We start from the raw sequence: 18,855 nt of genomic DNA, 5'->3' as shown, positions 1-18,855 counted from the left end.
ATATACTATAATTAATGAAACTTGAAAAAATCGTTTTAATTGTAGCAACTTTGACATCATTTTTTACAGTATTTTTATCATCTGCTGTAATGGTAGCAGTTCCAAGTTTAGCATCGGAATTTGGAATGAGTAACATTATCCAAAATTGGGTTACAATGCTGTTTTTCCTAGCAGTAGCTATTTTTACAATCCCTGCCGGGCAATTGTCTGGTAAATTCGGGCTTAAAAAATCTATGGTATTTGGATCTGCTGTTTATATTCTAAGTTCTATAGTGGCTGTTTTTTCAATAAACTCCGAAATGTTTTTGATTTGTCGTTTAATTCAAGGTATAGGTGTTTCATTTTTAAATGTTGCTTCAATGGCAATGGTTGTATCAGCATTTAGTCCACAGGAACGTGGTAAAGCTATTGGTATTAATGTAACAGGGGTTTATCTTGCAACATCAACATCTCCAGTTATTGGTGGATTTTTAAACTTCCAGTTTGGTTGGAGATCTATCTTTTTGACTTCAGTTCCATTCTTGATTTTGATTTTGGTCTTGTTGATTAGTCAAATCAAGGAAGAATGGATTACAATGGGTGAAGTCCCTATTGACTGGAAAGGTTGTATTGTTTATTCATTAGGTATATTATTGTTCATTTATGGATTCACTCGCCTTGACGAAAGTATTGGTATTATTTTAACTGTTGTAGGTATAATTGTCTTGGGATTGTTTGTTGCCCTTGAACTTAGGGAGAAGTATCCTGTATTTGACGTTAAGTTCTTTAAGAATCCTAAATTTTCATCAGCTAATTTCGCAGCACTGACTGCTTATCTGGCTACATTTGCCGTTACAACAATTGTAAATTATCATTTGCAGTATATTAGGGGTTATGACTCTCAAATGGCTGGTTTAATTCTTTTGGTTGCTCCATTGATTCAGGTAATCATGGCTCCAATATCTGGAAGATTGTCTGATAAGGTTAATCCACAAAAATTGGCGGCTATTGGAATGTTTTTCGGTGCGATTTCACTTGCAATGCTTTCAATGCTCGGTGATTCAACTCCATTATGGTTTCTGATTGTCGCAATGATTTCTCATGGTTTAGGTTTTGGAATATTTTCATCTCCAAACACAAATGCAATCATGGGGTCTGTTCCACCAAAGGATACTCCTGTGGCTTCTGCGTCAGTTGCAACAATGCGTGTAATTGGTCAAACAATGAGCATGGGAATGCTAACATTAGTATTTGCATTTGTAATGGGTAATGTTCCGATGGTTGAGAAATACTTCCCACTTTTAATTACAAGTTCTCAAATAACATGTTTGATTTGTATGGTGTTATGTGTAACTTCAGTATTTGCTTCACTTGTTGGAATAAAATCTAAAAAAGAAATTATGAATTAAAATCATCTAAGTTTAAAATCTAGATGGGTATGTTGGGGTAATTTAACTTTCGGCTGAAAGCAATTTAAAATAAAAAAAGAAAAGAAAGAATTTATCTTTCTTCAACAGTCACTTTGTTCATTTTGTCGCCTTGGCGGATTGCGTTAACGACATCTTGACCTTTGATAACTTGACCGAATACGGTGTGTACTCCGTCTAAGTGAGGTTGTGGACTGTGAGTAATAAAGAATTGGCTTCCACCAGTGTCTTTTCCTGCGTGTGCCATGGATAATGCACCAGTTCCGTGTCTGTGTGGGTTTCCTTCGGTTTCACATTTGATGGTGTAACCTGGTCCACCAGTACCGTTTCCTTTAGGACATCCACCTTGAATTACAAAGTTAGGGATTACTCTGTGGAATGTTAATCCATCGTAGAATCCTTTTTTGATTAATTTTTCAAAGTTTGCTACAGTTCCCGGTGCTTCATTTGGGAATAATTCGAGTTCGATGTTCCCTTTATCGGTTTCAATAGTTGCGACTTTCATTTTATCACCTAATTTTTTATAAAAAATAATATGATAATCCTAAATTATCAAATTTTTATAATTATTATAATGATTTAATTGTTATTAAATGTATGCTTAATTAAAAAATAAGTAAAATAAGTATAAAATTAATTATACTTATCTTCAATGATTTGACCATCTTTTATTGTAATGGTTCTTTCAGCTAATTTTGCAACGTCATTGTCGTGGGACAATAATTAATGTTACGTTGTATTCTTCATGCATATTTTTGAGAATATCAAGTACCATTTCTCCAGTCTTTGAGTCGAGTGAACCTGTTGGTTCATCAGCTAAAATTATTGATGGATTATTCACTATTGCAATAGCTACTCTTTGACGTTGTCCTCCTGATAATTTATTTGGTTTGTTATCTTTTTTGTCCAAAAGACCAACAGCTTCGAAGCTTCGATATGTCAATGCTCTTTTTTCTTTTTCTTTTTCAGATAACTTTGTTCTAACAAGAGGTATTTCCACATTTTCCTGAATACTTAAGTTAGGAAGTAAATTATGTAGCTGGAAAATAAACCCTAAAGTATCTCTTCTAAAGTCACTTAAGTCTTTTTCATTACCCAAATTAATTCCGTCAATGATGATTTCACCAGAATATGGATTATCAAGGGCCCCTAGCATATTTAACATGGTTGATTTTCCTGATCCTGAAGGTCCAATCATGGAAACGAAACTTCCTTTTTCTATTGAAAGGTTAATGTGATTAAGGCAGTTACTTTACCGTCATCATATTGTTTTAAAACGTCTTTTAATTCAATAAATCCCATAATTATCACCTATTCATATCTTAATGCTTCTGTAGGACCAAGTTTGGATGCTTTATATGCTGGATAAATTCCACCAATAAGTCCTACAAATATTGTAATTCCGAATGCCAAAATGAATGCTTGTGGGTCATAACCTAATGAGAAGTCACCAGCATCGAGCAACATCACTCCAATTTCTGAAATTAAAATTCCAAATACTGATCCAACAATACCTGAGAGTATTGTTAAGACCAAAGTTTCTCCCATAAACTGATGAAGGTAAAATCAAAATCATTAGCTGTGAGGGTATTGTTAAGACCAAAGTTTCTCCCATAATCATTAAAAGGATTCTTCTTGGTTTCCAACCAATGGATTTTAAAACTCCAATTTCTTTTGTTCTTTCATAAACTGTCATTACCATAGTATTTATGATACCAATAGCTCCAACGATGATAGCTAATCCGGAAACTGCAAGTGAAGCAGTATTTAGAATTCCAGTTACATTTGTCATCATTGAGGATATTTCATCGCTGGTTAGTGTTGATAGGTCATAAAATTTATCTTTAATTTTATCACTGATGATAGTATCGTTTGCATCTTCTGCAGTTTTTACTAAAACAGAAGTGTATTCATCACATTCGGATATGTTCTGTAATGTATCGATAGGTACATAGATTGTACTGTCAGCAAACATGCTTCCTGTTTCATAGATTCCTGTAATTTCAAATTCAGTATTGTGGATGGTAATGTTGTCTCCAATACTTAAATTGTTCATCATTGCATATTGTAATCCGATAATTGCTTCTTTGGAATTATCTTCAAATGCAGTTCCGTTAAGTTCGTCTATTCCTGCAAGAGATAATTTGCTAGCTTCAATTCCAAGTATTGAATTGGTCATATCTCCACCATTCGGATTGCCACTGCCACCTTGGCTCATAGATGGCTGGCTGCTTGACGATTCGGAGTATGAAAGTTCTCCGGCTACATCAATGACTCCACCGATGTTTTGTAGTTCATCTACTGTTGATTGTTGTATCATTCCTGAATTTCCACCAACGGTTGTTGTGTTACTGACAGTAATTTCCGCCACCTTCATTGAATGTAGTCTGAACGGTATCTTGCATTCCTGCAGTAATTAAACCCAATGCGACAATTGTTGCAATGCCTATAGCTATTCCAATAACTGATAGGGCACTACGTGTCTTATTTCTGAATGGGTTTTTGAAAATTAATGTAATAAATTTAATATCTACACTTCCTTTGTAAAATATTGTAATCATAATGACTCCAATATTGTATAAAAAGTTTTTGTTATTTTTTCAAGTTTAGTTTACTTCTAAACTATTTTTTTATAAAATTATTAGTAATAATCTATTTTATTGAAATTTGTTTATTTGTGGTGAAATGGTGGTGTAAACATTATTTGCCTATTTTTTGCAAGTATTTATTATCAATGAAATTTAAATTATTTAATGATTGAAAAGTTTATGGAATGATAAAATGAATACTCAAGAATTAATTAAAATCGAAGACGATTATTTCATAAACACTTTCACTAGACAACCTGTTGTACTTGATCATGGTGAAGGTGTAAGAGTAACCGATATTGACGGAAATGAATATTTGGATATGTTTGCAGGTATTGCTGTAAATGCTTTAGGACACAATCATCCTAGACTTGTAAAAGCTATCCAAGACCAAGCAGCAAAACTCATTCACATTTCAAGTATTTACTATAATGAACCTGCTTTAGTATATGCTAAAAAATTAGTTGACAGAACTAGTTTTGACAGAATTTTCTATGCAAACAGTGGTGCTGAAGCAAATGAAGGAGCTATCAAATTAGCGGTAAAATACACTGGAAAAAGTGAAATAATATCTACTGTAGATTCATTCCACGGAAGAACCATAATGACACTTGCAGCAACCGGTCATGAAGAGTATCATGAACCATTCAAAGCTGTAATGCCACAAGGATTCATTAATGTTCCATATAATGATTTAGAAGCTATAAAAGAAGCAATAAATGAAAACACTGCAGCTATTATTGTTGAACCGATTCAAGGTGAAGGTGGAGTTCACGTTCCTGATGTTGAATACTTAAAAGGTATTGAAGCAATCTGTAAAGAAAACGGTATTGTATTTATTGTGGATGAAGTACAAACCGGTTTCGGTAGATGCGGAACATTATTTGCACATGAATTATTTGATGTAAAACCGGATATTATGACCATGGCTAAAGGAATTGGTGGAGGAGTTCCAATGGGTGGAATCTTAGCAACCGAAGAAGTGGCTAGTGCATTTGTACCTGGTGATCACGGTACTACATTTGGTGGTGGACCATTAGTATGTGCAGCAGCTAATGCGGTATTGGATGAATTTGATGACAAAAACATCTTAGATAATGTTAATGAAGTTGGTCAATATTTCATTGATGAATTGAAAAAATTAGATAAAGATGTTATTGCTGATGTACGTGGTAAAGGTTTAATTGTCGGTTTGGAATTAACCAAACCTGGTGCTGAATATGTTGATAAACTCAGAGAAGCAGGATTTTTAATTAACTGTACTGCTGGAAACGTTTTAAGATTTGTTCCACCATTGATAATTACCAAAGAAGATATCGATGAGTTTGTAAAAGCTTTAGATGAAATTTTATAGGTTATCTCTCAGATAATCCAATTCTTTTTTCTAACATTTTTTTCAATGAAGTAGATATTTCCAATGATTTTAACATATCAATTGAAGCCCACATGAATTCTGTGTGCTCTTCACTTATTTTAACATCTCCATTTACATTATCCAAATGCATGTATAGCTGCACTGTTCGTTTGTTTGAGTAATCGTTCTGTACTGCTTCGCAAAGGTCTCCTACTTCACAGTCAAGATTAACTTCCTCTTTAATTTCACGTACTAATGCTTTGGTAAAGTATTCGCCGTCCTCTACTTTTCCGCCTGGAAGTTCCCACATTTCAGGGTCGGTTTTTGATTTTGGATGTCTTTTGACAATTAAGATTTCCTCATTATTGTTTTTAATAACTCCTCTAACTGTAAGTCCGTAAAACCTTTTCATATTTTTCACCTATTCATTTATTTTTATTTTTTACTACTTAATTTGAACGGAAAACGTTTTTCCTTCGCTAATTTTAAATATATTAAAGGAAATAACTAAATACATAATGTAACTTTTTTAGGAGTTTTAATTATGGATTTAAATATTAAAGTTAACGAAAAAAACCACCTTGATATTGGTGGAGCAGATGCAGTAGATATTGCAGAAGAATTCGGAACTCCAACATATGTAATTGATGAAAATAGGATAAGAGATAACTATAATAGATTTTATTCTGCTTTTTCAAAATATTACTCTGATTTTAAAGTATTCTATGCATGTAAAGCTAACACTAACCTTGCTGTAATGAAAATTTTAGAAAGCGAAGGTTGTTGTATTGATGCAGTTTCCCCTGGAGAAGTTCACATCTCAAAAATGATTGGATTTTCAGGAGACAGAATCTTATTCACTGGTAACAACATTACTAATGATGAATTAAAATATGTGCATGATGAAGGAGTTACTTTAAATATCGACTCAGTATCCGCACTTAACAGATTATCTAAAATGATTGATCCTGAAGGAGTAAAAATCTCCTTTAGAGTAAATCCAATGGTAGGTGCAGGACATCATGACCACTGTATTACTGGTGGGGTAATGAGTAAATTTGGTATTATGGAATCCGAAGCTGTTGAAGTATATGAAAAAGCAAGAGAATTAGGATTCAATCCAGTTGGTATGCACTCTCACATCGGTTCAGGTATCTTAGACCCAGAACCATTCAAATTAGCAATTGAATCAACCATGGATATTGCTGGAAAAGTTCACGAAGATGCAGGTATTGACTTTGAATTTGTTGACTTTGGTGGAGGTGTAGGTATTCCTTACACTCCTGAAGAAAACATTGTGGACTTAGACAAATTTGCAGAAGTAAATGTAGGCTTATTCAAAGAAAAATTAGAACAATACGATATGGGCAATCCTACAATGTATCTCGAACCTGGAAGATACTTAGTTGGAGATGCAAGCGTACTTTTAGTAACTGTAAACAGTATCAAACAAAGCTACAGAAAATTCATTGGTGTAGATGGAGGTTTCCACACACTCTTAAGACCAGCAATGTATGATTCATACCACCACATTGTTGATGCAAGCAGAATGGATGCGGAAAACACTCAAACTGTCGATATTGCAGGAAACGTATGTGAATCCGGAGACTTATTTGCACGTGACAGATTAATGCCTGAAGTTGAAGAAGGGGATGTTTTAGGTATCTTAAATGCAGGAGCATACGGATTTACCATGTCATCCAACTACAACTCAAGACCATTAACATCAGAAATCTTAGTAACTGATGGAAAATGTTCTGTTGTACGTGAAAGAGAAACCTTTGAAGACTTATACGCAAAACAAAGCATTCCAGCACACTTAAAATAGGCTGATAATATGGTAGACTTGAAAGGATTAAAATTTTCAAAAATGCACGGAATAGGTAATGATTTTCCAATAATTGATGAATCAAAAGGAAAAGTCATTTCTGAAGAAGACAAACCTGAAGCATGCAGAATGTTATGTCACAGAAACTTTGGAGTAGGTGGGGACGGTGTTTTATTCGTAGAACCATCTGAAGTTGCTGATATTGGTTACAGAATGTTCAATCCTGATGGAAGCGAAGCTGAAATGTGTGGAAATGGTATTAGATGCTTTGGAGATTTTGTCTACAGAAAAGGTATTTTAAAACAGGAAAAAATGACTGTTGAGACAAGGGCAGGAATCAAAACAATTGAAATTACATTGGATAACGATGAACCTGTATTATTTAAAGTGGATATGGGATTATCAACATTCAAAACTTCTGAAGTCCCAATGACTGCTGATGAAGAAGAGTTCCTTGATGGGGAATTGAAAGTATTGGACACTACATTCAATGTTACAGCAATCAGTGTTGGAAATCCTCATGCTATTATCTTTGTTGATGATGTTGATGCAATTGACATTGACAAATATGGTCCAGCTATTGAAGCACATGAAGTTTTTCCTGAAAAGATCAATGTACACTTTGTTGAAGTAATCTCTAAAAACGAAGGTAAAATGAGAACTTGGGAAAGAGGTGCTGGTGTAACACTCGCATGTGGTACTGGTGCAACTTCAACTGCAATTTCCGGTTTCAAATTAGGATTATTTGACAGCAACGTATTGCTTCATTTACCTGGTGGTGACTTGAAATTCAATGTATATGAAAAAGATGATGCTCTTGGAGCTTTCATGGAAGGTCCTGCAGAGCTTGTTTATGATGGAGAATTCTAATTCTCCTTTTTTAAATTTTATAAGCATTAATTAATGTTATATCTTCGAAAAAGAAATGCTCTTTTTCAGCTATTTCTGAAATAAAACCTAATTTATCTAATTTTTCTAGTGTTTCTTCATTGCCTGACAGTGAAGACTGTATCATCTGCACAATTCCACCATCATTTAAATGATTTCTCACTTCATTTAAAAAGATATCAATAACTTTCCTACCATCTAATCCACCATCAAATGCATAATTTATGGTGTCATCTAAAACTTCCCCTTCTTCGGTCGGTAGATATGGAGTATTAAATAAAATTACATCAAACTTTCTATTTTTCACGGGTTCAAATAGGTTTCCAAACAAAATTTCAATATTTTCAATACCGTTTGCTTCAAAGTTTTTTCGTGCAAGTTCACATGCATCAAAATTGATGTCTGTTACTGTAACATTATCTGTAAGTCTTGAAGCATACATTGCAACAATGCCTGATCCTGTTCCAATTTCCAAAACACTTTGACCTTCACTGATTTGTAAATTATCTGCAAGAAGATAACTATCTTCCGCGGGAATATAAACATTGTCATCAATATTAATTATAAAATCCTGCATGGCAATCTATCCATTTAAAATTGAGTTTAGTTCTTTTGATAAAAATAGAATCTCTTCAGGGGTAATTACAACAACTCTCTCTTTGAGATATTGATTTAATTTTTCATCTTCAATTTCATTCATGCATTTTCTAATCTCTTTTTTATCGAGTTTGGTAATCACATGTCTGGAATCGATTAAAGCATTTCTAATCTTCTTGTTTCTGTGTTGGAATAATGCTTTTGTGAATTTAGAATAAATTTTAAAGTCTTCCTCTGAAATCTTATTTTCTTTAGGTGTTAGTTTTACAACAGTTGAGTCTATTTTTGGTTTTGGAATAAAACTTTCAGAGCTTACATCAGTTAACTTTTCAACATCACATTTAAAATATAGCATAGCAGAAAGTCTGGAATAATTTTTTGTTCCGACTTTACCGTTCATACGATTGGCAAATTCCTTTTGGTACATTAAAACAGCTAGATCAAAATCATAATCTAGGAATTTAAAGGTAATTGGTGATGAGATTTGATAAGGTAGATTGGAGATGATTTTATTGAATTTTGGAAATTCAACATTCAATGCATCTTCATTAAGTAACTCTACGTTATCTATTTTTTCGTCTTTAAGTCTTTTAGCTAAAATCTTGCAGATGTTCTCATCCTGTTCGATAGCTATTACTTTTTTAGCTTTTTTGGCAAGTTCAATTGTTAATGTGCCAATTCCGGTTCCGATTTCTAAGATTACATCTTCTTTATTGATGTTTCCAAAGTTAATGATTTGGTCTCTTTTATTTTTGTCAATCAAATAATTCTGACCAAGATTCTTATTTAACTTAATCCCGTTTTCGTTTAAGATGTCTTTAGTTATCTTGGAAAGGGAGGGGGAATTTTCACTATTCAATTTATCACTTATTGTTGATTTCTAGGTTTTCTTGGGACTTGGGTAAATATGTAATATTTACTTTTTCCTCTTTTAATTGCATTTTTGTCCAATTCTTGTTTAACCCTGTTTACAATCATTCCAGCAGGATCAGTCAATGTTGGGAGCCTTTCAGTTATGTCTTTGAAACTTTCAAATGGTTTTTCTTCTCTTGCATTAATAATGTCCCACATGTATTTTTTACCGATACCTGGAATTAGTTCGAGTGTGTGGAGTCTTGTACTAACTGCACCTGTTGTGTTGAAGAATTCAACATATTTTTCTTCATTAGATTCAACGATATCTCTGATTGTATAATCTAACTCGATTCTACTTGTTGCGGTTAGTCTTTCAAATGGCAATATTCCAAGAACTCTGTGAATTTTTGTTCTTTCTTGTCTGTTTCCACCAATGTATACATTGTCGCCAATTTCTAAATCAACGCCATGTTGTGGAACTAACTCGAGTAAAGTGAATTGTTCTGTACCAATAGCTTGAGCAATAGGTTTTCCGCCAAATTTGGACATATCTGACTTAACATAGCCTCGGCTTAAATAATCAAGAACAACGGCTTGCTGTTCTTTTTTTCTAGTTGGTTTTTTTCCATTTCTTTTTTTATTATCAACCATCTTTATCACTCACTATTGTTTTTATAAACTAAAATTAGCTATAAATAAACTATTTAATAAGTTTATTTGTTAACTATAATAAAGATATCTAAAAAAAGTAGCTATATAAAATAAAAATTATAAAAAAATAATAAAAAAAAGTGAATAGTTAAAAACTATTCTTCGATTTCGTATTGTTCTAAGAGTTCAAGAATTTTTTCCATATCTTCTTTTTCGATTTTACTAGGTTCTTTAGCGAGAATTAATCTTAAATCAGCTAAATCTTCTGGAACTAAATCAGCGATACGTACTGCAACTTTATCTCTTAGGCCAATTTCGCCTTGGAGTTTTTCGATGATTTCCTCTGAATCTTCAACGGAAAATCTTTTAAATCTTGCAAGATGATTTAAAGTAATGTTTTGCTCGTAGGTCAATTCATTGTCTTCTGAAAAATCTTCAAGAACTTTTTTTACTTCTGCACTTGATATTGGTTCACTTTCAATAATTTCTTTTCCAATCATAGAAATCATTTTTGTAATTTTAAGTGGTCAGGTCTTACGATTAACTCTTTAGCTTTGTTTCCTTCTTTTAAGGATACAATGTAAGCTTTACCTTTTTGACCAGTCACTTTTCCAGTTTTACCGTGGAATCTAGGAGCAGGTTGTCCTTTTTGAATACTTGGGTTGATAGTAATGTGAACTAAGTCGCCTTCTTCGAACCTTTGCATTCTGTTGGTAATAGGGTTGGTTCTACCTGGTCTTTGGGTTTTAGTCATCTTTTTTCTTGATCTACTTTTTAATCCTCTTGATCTTTGCATAATATAACCTCATTATCAGCTGTCTGGGTATATTTTTGAGTAATCTATGTTATCAGCTACCTAGTATTAAAAGCCCATAAATACTAGTAACATAGAATGTGAAAATAATATAATTATCACTCAGTAACATGATAATATTATAATTTTAGTTTAATGCTATTAATATACTTTTACTTTTTTAGTATTTTTTGGAAAATTTCATGTTTTTTGAAATTTTTTTAAAAATAATTTTTTTTAAGAATCTGCTGTTTTCAAGTCGTATTTTGTTAAAAAAAGAAAAAAAGTAGTAGATGGGTTTTCATCTACTATTTTGCAGTAATTTTTACAGTTTTACTTAATTTGTTGTAGTATGAACTACCGGCATATTTGATAACTGCGTTGTATTTACCTTTTTTGGTTAATTTGGTTATCTTAAAGGTTGCTTGACCTTTGCTGTTGGTTTTAGCAGTGTAGGTTTTGCCGTTAACTTTTAAGGTAACTTTGGTGTTTTTCATAACTTTGTTTACATTATTTTTTAAAGTTATGGTGTATTTTTTGGTTTTTACTTTAACTTTGAAGGTTTTTGCTTTTGCAGTTACTTTTACGGTTGCTTTTTTAATGGTGAGTTTTACAGATTTTGCAACAGCGTAATGAGTACCGTTTTCTGTGAAACTGATTTTAACTGAGTATGATTTAGGTGCTAAACCGCTTGTTGCGATTTTAATTTGTCCTTGGTCATTTGTAGTTAAGATTTTGGTTTTACCATTGATTAAAACACTTACTGCAGTGTTTTTAAGAGCATTTCCGTTTGCATCTTTTAAGGTTACAATCCATGATGGGTTTGTATTGTAGGTCATAACAAGATCTTTAGCGGTTAAAGTTGTTTTGACTTTGTTTACAAGGATTGTTGTGGTAGTTTTACTTGCTTTTTGTGTATTGTTTCCATTGTAGTATATGGTTACGTTGTTTTCTCCAACAATTAAGTTAGCTGCGTTAATTACAACTTTGGTTAATCCGTTTGTAGTTACGGTCATATTCATGCCATTGATACTAATAACTACTGGTAATGAAGTTTTAAGTCCTTCTTTGGTGGTTAAAATGCTGATTGTTGCATTTTCACCAATAGTTACTGTTGTACCTTCTGCAACGATGTTGGTATTGTATTTGTCAACATTTACTGGATTTGAGATGAATTCAATTTTGTCAAATCCTTCAATTTGGGTGAGTTCGGTATTTGTAAATGTCATAGTTGCACCAGCAGCGCTTGGTGCACAGTTGATTGTTCCTTGACCGTTTCTAACTTTACAGAGTATTCCGTTTCCATCATTCAATTCGATAATGATTGTACCGTTTAATGGGTTTCCAAAGTCATCTGTAACACTCACTTTGATTGTGAATGCTTCGCCAGCAGCAACAGTTTCAGGAGTGATTAAAGTAATGATTGCTTTTTTATCCGCATTTCCTTCAGCATTGTTTTTGCTCATATTTCCGTTTACTGCATCGTTTCCGGTTTTATTATTTGCAATTAAAATATTGTTTTTAATTGTGTTATTTTCAGTTGTTTTTAAGTCAATTGCATAGTCACCAGTAGTTTCAATCATGTTTCCAGTGATTACGTTGTTATTTGATAATACGGTTACGGTTCCTTTTGCGGTGTTGTTTGCAAAGGTAGTATTGGTTGCTGCTTTTGCAATGTTTACTGCACCGTTGATTTGGTTGTTTTTCACAATACTATTTTTAGCTGTGACTTTTAATTCACCAACAGTATTTTCGTATGCAAGGGAATTATCTTTTACGGTCATTGCTTTACCAACAGTGTTGTTGTAAGCAGTGTTTTCTTTACCTAAAGTTAATGCTCCTGTTACGTTGTTATTGTATACGATTGAACCTGGTTGGGTGGTCATACTTGATCCTTCGGTCATTGTGTTTCCGATGTAGGTGTTGTTGTATGGGTTTACTCCACCGAATGAGGTACTGATTGATGATTTGTATAAAGTGTTGTTTACAATTAAGTTATATGAACCTTCTACCATTAATCCTACAGATATTGAGGAACCTTCTTTACCATAAATTTTGTTATTTGAAACAGTGTTATGGTTATTTACAGGAGCTTTTGGTGTTTCAATTCCTGCAATATTGTATATATTTAAGTAGATGAGGTTTCCAACATTTCCTTCAGCTTTTACTGTGTTGTTGTCGAATGTACAGTAGTTTGCCCATGCGAATGTGAATGTTGTTGATCCTCCATTGTTTCTTGTGTAGAAGTAACTATTTTTGATTGTTACGTATGAAGAGTTGTCTCTAATTGATGTTGCTCCGACACCGGATCCTACTCTTTGGTCTTCTACAATGTTACTGATGTTGTCAAATACTACATTTGTGGTATTTGAAATCCAGAGTTGGGTGTTGTGGAAGTTGATTCCAGTAATGTTTGAGTTTGATCCTCCATGGGTTACAGCGAAACTGTTACCTGGACTTTCTCCGAGTAAACTGCCTGCTGTTGTATTTAAATCAATGTATGCATCACCAGTTGTTGATATTATGTTGACTGGTTTATTGATGTTCATTTGAACAGTATTTTTTTGATTTGGATTGATGATTGATCCTTGGAAGTCTAGTGTTGCTCCTTCTGGAACAGCATCAACTAATTTACCGCCGTTTGTTTGGTCGAAGTAGTATAAGTAATTGTCTTGGTTTACAATTCCGTTTAATACATATAATTCTGCATTTTTGGTGTTTTGTGCGAATTCTGGACCGTTGTAAGTAGTGGTGATTGTGTTTTCACCATCAATTAAGTCTGCATTGGAAATGGTTATGTTTGCAGTGTTGTTGGTTAAGTTAACAGTGTAGGTTTTTCCGTTGATTTCAATAGTTATGTTTCCTGTTGCGTTAGGGACATTGATGCTTACTGTTGCATCATTTCCAGTCCACACAGGGTTAGTAATAATATTGATGTCAGCGGTTGGTACATTATTTGTTATGTTATTTTCATTTGATACTTTAACTGCAACATTACCATATTTTGTATTTGCAATCAATGTGTTGCCAGTAACATTGTTTCCTGTAGATGTTTTTAAATCGATAGCATAATCTCCGGTAGTGGTAATTGTGTTATCTTTAATGTTATTATCATTTGAGTTTACAGTTATGGTTCCGTTAATTACATTGTTAGTAAATGTAGTGTTTTTTCCATTTTTAGCAATGGATACAACACCATTTATTGTGTTATCATAAATGATATTATTTGCTTTATTAACAGTTAATCCATTAATTGTGTTACCGTATACAGTAGCAGCATCGTTGATAGTCATTGAAGCAGCAGTATTGTTGTATGCGGTTGCACCAGTACCAATAGTCATGGTTTTAAGAACTGTGTTGTTATAAACAACAGATCTAGCACCAGTTGAGAATGTACCTGAAACATAGTTGTTATAAGCAATTGAATCAGGAAGAAGACTCATTGATGACCCATTGTATAAATTGTTGTTACGGATAATGTTGTTTGGAGACTCTGTATTTCCCCATTGGGTTGTAATGCCTGTACCTACATAATTGATGGTGTTGTTTTCAACTAAATTGTATGCACCAGATAATACAAGTGCCCAACATATGGCTGCACTTTTATTAGGGCTGAATATTCTATTATTTGTAATGTTGTTGTGAACATTTGCTAAAACGCCTTCAGGGACATCAACATTGAATGTAGTTAAGTAAATCATGTTTCCAACATTTCCTTCTACTTCAACGGTGTTGTTGTCAAAAGTACAATAGTCTGCCCAAGCGATTACAAGGGAACTTGATCCTCCATTATTTCTTGTGTAGAAATAACTGTTTTTAACGGTTACATAAGTTGAGTTTGCTCTGATTGAGGTTGCTCCGACACCGGATCCTACTCTTTGATCTTCGATTATATTACTAATATTATCTAAAATAACATGGGTGGTATTGAAAACCCAAAGTTGGGTGTTATGGAATCTAATTCCAGTCATATTTGTGTATGATCCTCCACGGCTGATGGTGAATCTGTTTCCAGGGTTTTCACCAAGTAAACTGCCTGCGGTTGTGTTTAAGTCAATGTATGCATCATGAGTACTGGATATAATATTAACTGGTTTACTTACATCAAAATATATATTTACGCTTTGATTGTTGTTTATTATTGATCCTTGGAAGTCTAGTGTTGCTCCTTCTGGAATAGTCTCAACTAATTTACCGCCGTTGGTTTGGTCGAAGTAGTATATGTAATTATCTTGGTTTACAATTCCGTTTAATACATATAATACAGTAGAATTGGTGTTAGATATGAATTCTGGACCGTTGTATGTGGCGGTGATTGTGTTTTCACCATCAATTAAGTCTGCATTGGAAATGGTTATGTTTGCAGTGTTGTTGGTTAAGTTAACAGTGTAGGTTTTTCCGTTGATTTCAATAGTTATGTTTCCTGTTGCGTTAGGAACATTGATGCTTACTGTTGCATTGTTTCCAATCCAAACTGGATTTGCGACAAAAGAAACATTTGCTAATTCTTTTTCTTTTACATTTATTATTCCAGTTGCATTATTTGCGTTGTGTGTATCGTCTCCATTGTAGTATACGGTTACTTTGTTTTCACCTATGGTTAAACTACTGGAAGTTATTATTATATCAGTCCAACCTTGGTTGTTGGTGGTTCTGGTTATGTTTTCACCGTTTATGTTTATGGTTACTGGGAGTGAAACGAGTAATCCTGATTCTTGTGTAGTTTTGATCTGTATTGTCGCATTTTCTCCTTCTGTTACGTTTGTTCCTTTTACATAAACATGTGTGTTGTATTTCCCAGATGTTATTGTAGGTTCTTCATTATTCTCATCAGCAGTCAATGCAGAATTTTTATCCACACCACCTGCTTGTTTATCATTGCTTACTGAAAGAGATTCATCTCCTGAATCTATTTCAGATAATTCATCGGTTACAGTATCATTTGATGCTGCACTTATTGCACTTACGCAGCACATCAATACCATAACTAGTGTAATTAAAATTAAAAAATTCTTTATTCTCATATAAACTAAATCTCCAAAATTTGATAGTTAGTTACGAAAATTAATAATTCAAGTAAATTTTATTAATTTTCATTATTATTTTTATTAAATAATATATTTAAATTTATCAATTTAACTTTAATAAAAATTTAATTTATAGGAATATTGATTTGCTAATGTAATTTGAAAAATAAGAATTATTGTGTGGTTTTAAGGGTGTTAAAAAAATGGTGTGTGAAGATAACAATTTAGTTATCTTCGAATCTTCTTCTGTCAATTAATTCTTGACGTTTACCTGGGTTCCATCCTCCGGATGCAGATTTAGCACGTCCAACTTGTTGTACGTAACCGGTAATTCTATCATACCATTCTACATCTTCTTTTTCACCACAGGTAGGACAAACATTGTTTAATCCTTTCATTAAAGTTTTACATTTAAGACAGAAACTTAATGCTGAACTGTAAGCCCAGAATCCAATATCGGATTTTCTAGCAATTTTATTAGTTAAACTCATTAATGAATCTGGATCGGAGTAGGATTCTCCCATGAATGCATGGAAAATGTGTCCACCAGGAGTAATACTGTGGTATTGTTCTTCAATTTTGATTTTTTCGATAAGTGAAAGACCGGTATCTACTGGTACGTGGGAAGAGTTTGTGTAGTAATTAGCATTTCCTTCACCTTGTACAATAGCTTGGTCTCCGAATTGTTTTTTATCGAGAGTTGCAAATCTGTAAGCAGTAGATTCAGCAGGGGTTTGAATAACAGACCATCTGAGTCCAGTTTCATCTTTTAATTGGTTTGCTCTATCATTGATGTATTCAATACATTTTACACCAAATTTGTTTGCATCAGCATTTTCGATACCTTCGCCGAATAATGAGGATAACATTTCGTTAAGTCCAACGAAACCGAAGGATAAAGTTGAGTTTTGGATTCTGTAGTATGAATCTTCTGCTACTTGTTGTTTTAAGAATGGTAAAATGTGGAAATCGTTTAAACATTTTAATCCTTGTTCTCTTCTGAGCATTAATGTTTCAACTGCAAGATCCATGTAAGCATCTAAGTATTCGAATACTTGGCTTTCATCTCTGGATTGGTATCCGATTCTTGGTAAGTTTAAGGTAACGTAAGCGAGGTTACCAGTTCTTAAACAGTCTTGGTCCCAGTCACCAGTCCAAGTATCTTGTAAACAGGTTCTGCATCCCATGTAGTTTGCCATTTTTCCTCTGTATTTAGGGAACATGTTTACGAAGTAGGATGAACCGTATTTTGCAGATAATTCGTGAACTAATCTGATATCTTCTTCGTATTCACTGGTCATTGTTTCTTTACGGAGGGTGTAGATAGTGTTAGGGAATAAATGAGGTTTTCCTTCGTTATCTCCTTCGAGTAAAGTTTCAGTGAATGCTCTTTGGATTAATCTGGTTTCTTCTTCGAAGTCAGCATAGGTTCCAACTACTTGTCCTTTTGGTCCGTATGCGGTTTCTTCTTTCAAGAAGTCTGGAACACCAAATTCTAATGCCATACTGGTAAATGGAACTTGGGATCCTCTTGCTGCATATGCCATGTTTAAGTTGTAAACGAGCATTTGAACTGATTGTTTGATTTCGTCGTAGGTTCTGCCTCTTGCGAATGGTGCTACAAATACGTTCCAGAGGGACATTCCTTGTCCTCCAGACATGTTTTGTTGTGCTGCAAGCATGATTTCACCAGTGTGGTTCATTAAAGTTTCCATATGGTTTGGTGCACCTGCAATGGAGGTGTGGTCACCGGTACCGTCTACTTTAAGTCCGTATTTGATGAATGTTCTGATATCGTGTTGCATACAGTTTAAAGGTCTTCCAGCGAAGAATTCTAAATCGTGAATGTGAATGTCACCGGACATGTGTGCATCTGCTAAGTTTGCAGGGAGCATTTTTAAGAGTGCATATTGTTTTAATGCTTCGTCTGCTACATGTTTGTGAATACTTTCAGGGTTGTGAATCATGTTTGCGTTATCTCTGTTACCGTTTTCAATTAAGTTGGTAATGTTGTATACAGGAATACCTAAACGGGTGTAACGGCTTCTTAAATCTTCTAATCCGTATTCCACTAATTTAGTGTTAACGATTTCCCTGATCATTGGAGCAGTCAAGTATTCTACGTTTAATTTTTTGAGTTCTTTCCAAGTTTCGGTTGCAATTTTGAATGCAGTTTCTTGGCTTGCTCCAGTTTCTTCAATTAAAGTGTTTGCGATTCTAGATAAATCGAATGCTTCAATAGTATCTCTTGAAGTACGTACTTTTAATCTGGTACTTGCTAAGTATTTGTTTGCAATTTCGGAATCAATGTCTTCTAAACATTCGTGTACAATTTTTTTAATTTCTTTGGTTTTGATTCCGTCGTGTAATTGGGATACTACAGTTGCTACAATTTTGTCAGATTCAAAAAATGGAGTTTCAACCATTACTAATGATTTTACTAATTTTTCATAGCTGAATCTTTCTTTAATTCCATTATTTTTTTCTACATTTATTTTTGCAGATTCTTTTAAACTTTTTCCTAATTCTGAAGTTCTTTCCATTTAAAACACACCATTTTCTGTTAATTAAATGTAATCATAAATTCGAGAGCGAGTGCTCTCACATACAATAATGTATGTTTTGTCATGTATAATAATACGTTCGTATTGCTACGAACTTCTATTAATACATTGATTTTTGTAGTATATATAATGTTCGCCTTGCATCGAACAAGTTCAATAATACTAGACTCTTTCAAAAACTTTGTTGATTTTCAAAATCGTTTTTTCGATTTTGGTTTCAAATTAAATCTCTGCGATATATTCGTTTTAAAACACCTCGTTTGGTCTTGAATGTTCGTTTCCTTGATTTTGGCATTGTTTTTTG

At 33.5% G+C, this 18,855-nt stretch carries 15 protein-coding genes and 2 pseudogenes; 4 read left to right on the top strand and 13 right to left on the bottom strand.

What is annotated here, in order from left to right:
* Positions 1-14 precede the first annotated feature (14 nt).
* Entirely contained in the window at positions 15-1,388 is a 1,374-nt protein-coding gene (locus MR875_00085; GenBank protein ID MCI6993252.1) for an MFS transporter, read from the top strand.
* 91 nt (positions 1,389-1,479) lie between these two features.
* On the opposite strand, the gene MR875_00080 is transcribed toward MR875_00085, so the two are convergent.
* From MR875_00080 to MR875_00060, 5 genes and pseudogenes are all read right to left on the bottom strand, one after another.
* The gene (locus MR875_00080) at positions 1,480-1,911 is read right to left on the bottom strand and encodes a peptidylprolyl isomerase (protein MCI6993251.1); all 432 of its coding nucleotides are present in this window, start codon (positions 1,909-1,911) and stop codon (positions 1,480-1,482) included.
* A gap of 128 nt (positions 1,912-2,039) precedes the next feature.
* Positions 2,040-2,708 (bottom strand): annotated as a pseudogene (locus MR875_00075) (ABC transporter ATP-binding protein).
* Between the two features lie 9 nt (positions 2,709-2,717).
* Positions 2,718-2,960: pseudogene (locus tag MR875_00070) on the bottom strand (ABC transporter permease).
* Positions 2,854-3,783 carry an FtsX-like permease family protein gene (locus MR875_00065; protein MCI6993250.1) on the bottom strand — a complete coding sequence of 310 codons (930 nt, stop codon included), beginning with the start codon at positions 3,781-3,783 and terminating at the stop codon, positions 2,854-2,856. Before MR875_00065 ends, MR875_00070 begins: the two are co-directional and overlap by 107 nt.
* The gene (locus tag MR875_00060) at positions 3,755-3,967 is read right to left on the bottom strand and encodes an ABC transporter permease (GenBank protein MCI6993249.1); all 213 of its coding nucleotides are present in this window, start codon (positions 3,965-3,967) and stop codon (positions 3,755-3,757) included. Before MR875_00060 ends, MR875_00065 begins: the two co-directional genes overlap by 29 nt.
* Before the next feature lie 220 nt (positions 3,968-4,187).
* Between MR875_00060 and MR875_00055 the strand changes: the two genes are divergently transcribed.
* Positions 4,188-5,348: an acetylornithine transaminase gene (locus tag MR875_00055; GenBank protein ID MCI6993248.1), complete on the top strand. Its 1,161-nt coding sequence runs from the start codon at positions 4,188-4,190 to the stop codon at positions 5,346-5,348.
* A 1-nt stretch (position 5,349) separates the two neighbouring features.
* Here the strand turns inward: MR875_00055 and MR875_00050 are convergent, their stop codons facing one another.
* Complete coding sequence (locus tag MR875_00050) at positions 5,350-5,760, bottom strand: NUDIX domain-containing protein (protein ID MCI6993247.1); 411 nt, start codon at positions 5,758-5,760, stop codon at positions 5,350-5,352.
* Positions 5,761-5,892: 132 nt separating this feature from the next.
* Between MR875_00050 and lysA the strand changes: the two genes are divergently transcribed.
* Both lysA and dapF read left to right on the top strand, forming a co-directional pair.
* Positions 5,893-7,176 (top strand): diaminopimelate decarboxylase, encoded by a 1,284-nt coding sequence (gene lysA / locus MR875_00045; GenBank protein MCI6993246.1) that lies wholly within the window; start codon positions 5,893-5,895, stop codon positions 7,174-7,176.
* A gap of 9 nt (positions 7,177-7,185) precedes the next feature.
* Complete coding sequence (gene dapF / locus MR875_00040) at positions 7,186-8,046, top strand: diaminopimelate epimerase (protein MCI6993245.1); 861 nt, start codon at positions 7,186-7,188, stop codon at positions 8,044-8,046.
* A 10-nt stretch (positions 8,047-8,056) separates the two neighbouring features.
* Here the strand turns inward: dapF and MR875_00035 are convergent, their stop codons facing one another.
* The 7 genes from MR875_00035 to nrdD form a co-directional block, all read right to left on the bottom strand.
* Positions 8,057-8,641 (bottom strand): class I SAM-dependent methyltransferase, encoded by a 585-nt coding sequence (locus tag MR875_00035; protein ID MCI6993244.1) that lies wholly within the window; start codon positions 8,639-8,641, stop codon positions 8,057-8,059.
* Between the two features lie 6 nt (positions 8,642-8,647).
* Positions 8,648-9,520 carry a 16S ribosomal RNA methyltransferase A gene (locus MR875_00030; protein MCI6993243.1) on the bottom strand — a complete coding sequence of 291 codons (873 nt, stop codon included), beginning with the start codon at positions 9,518-9,520 and terminating at the stop codon, positions 8,648-8,650.
* A gap of 8 nt (positions 9,521-9,528) precedes the next feature.
* A complete protein-coding gene (locus MR875_00025) occupies positions 9,529-10,167 on the bottom strand; it encodes a DUF655 domain-containing protein (protein MCI6993242.1) in 639 nt (212 codons plus the stop codon).
* 155 nt (positions 10,168-10,322) lie between these two features.
* Complete coding sequence (locus tag MR875_00020; GenBank protein ID MCI6993241.1) at positions 10,323-10,667, bottom strand: RNA polymerase Rpb4 family protein; 345 nt, start codon at positions 10,665-10,667, stop codon at positions 10,323-10,325.
* Between the two features lie 5 nt (positions 10,668-10,672).
* Positions 10,673-10,963 carry a 50S ribosomal protein L21e gene (locus MR875_00015; GenBank protein MCI6993240.1) on the bottom strand — a complete coding sequence of 97 codons (291 nt, stop codon included), beginning with the start codon at positions 10,961-10,963 and terminating at the stop codon, positions 10,673-10,675.
* Positions 10,964-11,268: 305 nt separating this feature from the next.
* Positions 11,269-15,984 carry a hypothetical protein gene (locus MR875_00010; protein MCI6993239.1) on the bottom strand — a complete coding sequence of 1,572 codons (4,716 nt, stop codon included), beginning with the start codon at positions 15,982-15,984 and terminating at the stop codon, positions 11,269-11,271.
* Positions 15,985-16,211: 227 nt separating this feature from the next.
* Positions 16,212-18,530 carry an anaerobic ribonucleoside-triphosphate reductase gene (gene nrdD / locus MR875_00005; GenBank protein ID MCI6993238.1) on the bottom strand — a complete coding sequence of 773 codons (2,319 nt, stop codon included), beginning with the start codon at positions 18,528-18,530 and terminating at the stop codon, positions 16,212-16,214.
* Between the last annotated feature and the right edge of the window lie 325 nt (positions 18,531-18,855).

This window comes from Methanobrevibacter sp. (assembly GCA_022775905.1).
Classification (GTDB): domain Archaea; phylum Methanobacteriota; class Methanobacteria; order Methanobacteriales; family Methanobacteriaceae; genus Methanocatella.
Note: the sequence above shows the minus strand (reverse complement) of the source record. Positions and strands in the feature narration are given on the sequence as shown.

Excerpts from the sequence above, each read along its gene's own strand:
- dapF (MCI6993245.1), top strand. The coding sequence starts at position 7,186 with ATGGTAGACTTGAAAGGATTAAAATTTTCAAAAATGCACGGAATAGGT.
- MR875_00080 (MCI6993251.1), bottom strand. The coding sequence starts at position 1,911 with ATGAAAGTCGCAACTATTGAAACCGATAAAGGGAACATCGAACTCGAA.
- MR875_00050 (MCI6993247.1), bottom strand. The coding sequence starts at position 5,760 with ATGAAAAGGTTTTACGGACTTACAGTTAGAGGAGTTATTAAAAACAAT.
- MR875_00020 (MCI6993241.1), bottom strand. The coding sequence starts at position 10,667 with ATGATTGGAAAAGAAATTATTGAAAGTGAACCAATATCAAGTGCAGAA.
- MR875_00085 (MCI6993252.1), top strand. The coding sequence starts at position 15 with ATGAAACTTGAAAAAATCGTTTTAATTGTAGCAACTTTGACATCATTT.
- MR875_00015 (MCI6993240.1), bottom strand. The coding sequence starts at position 10,963 with ATGCAAAGATCAAGAGGATTAAAAAGTAGATCAAGAAAAAAGATGACT.
- MR875_00065 (MCI6993250.1), bottom strand. The coding sequence starts at position 3,783 with ATGAAGGTGGCGGAAATTACTGTCAGTAACACAACAACCGTTGGTGGA.
- MR875_00055 (MCI6993248.1), top strand. The coding sequence starts at position 4,188 with ATGAATACTCAAGAATTAATTAAAATCGAAGACGATTATTTCATAAAC.
- MR875_00010 (MCI6993239.1), bottom strand. The coding sequence starts at position 15,984 with ATGAGAATAAAGAATTTTTTAATTTTAATTACACTAGTTATGGTATTG.
- MR875_00035 (MCI6993244.1), bottom strand. The coding sequence starts at position 8,641 with ATGCAGGATTTTATAATTAATATTGATGACAATGTTTATATTCCCGCG.
- nrdD (MCI6993238.1), bottom strand. The coding sequence starts at position 18,530 with ATGGAAAGAACTTCAGAATTAGGAAAAAGTTTAAAAGAATCTGCAAAA.
- MR875_00025 (MCI6993242.1), bottom strand. The coding sequence starts at position 10,167 with ATGGTTGATAATAAAAAAAGAAATGGAAAAAAACCAACTAGAAAAAAA.
- lysA (MCI6993246.1), top strand. The coding sequence starts at position 5,893 with ATGGATTTAAATATTAAAGTTAACGAAAAAAACCACCTTGATATTGGT.
- MR875_00060 (MCI6993249.1), bottom strand. The coding sequence starts at position 3,967 with ATGATTACAATATTTTACAAAGGAAGTGTAGATATTAAATTTATTACA.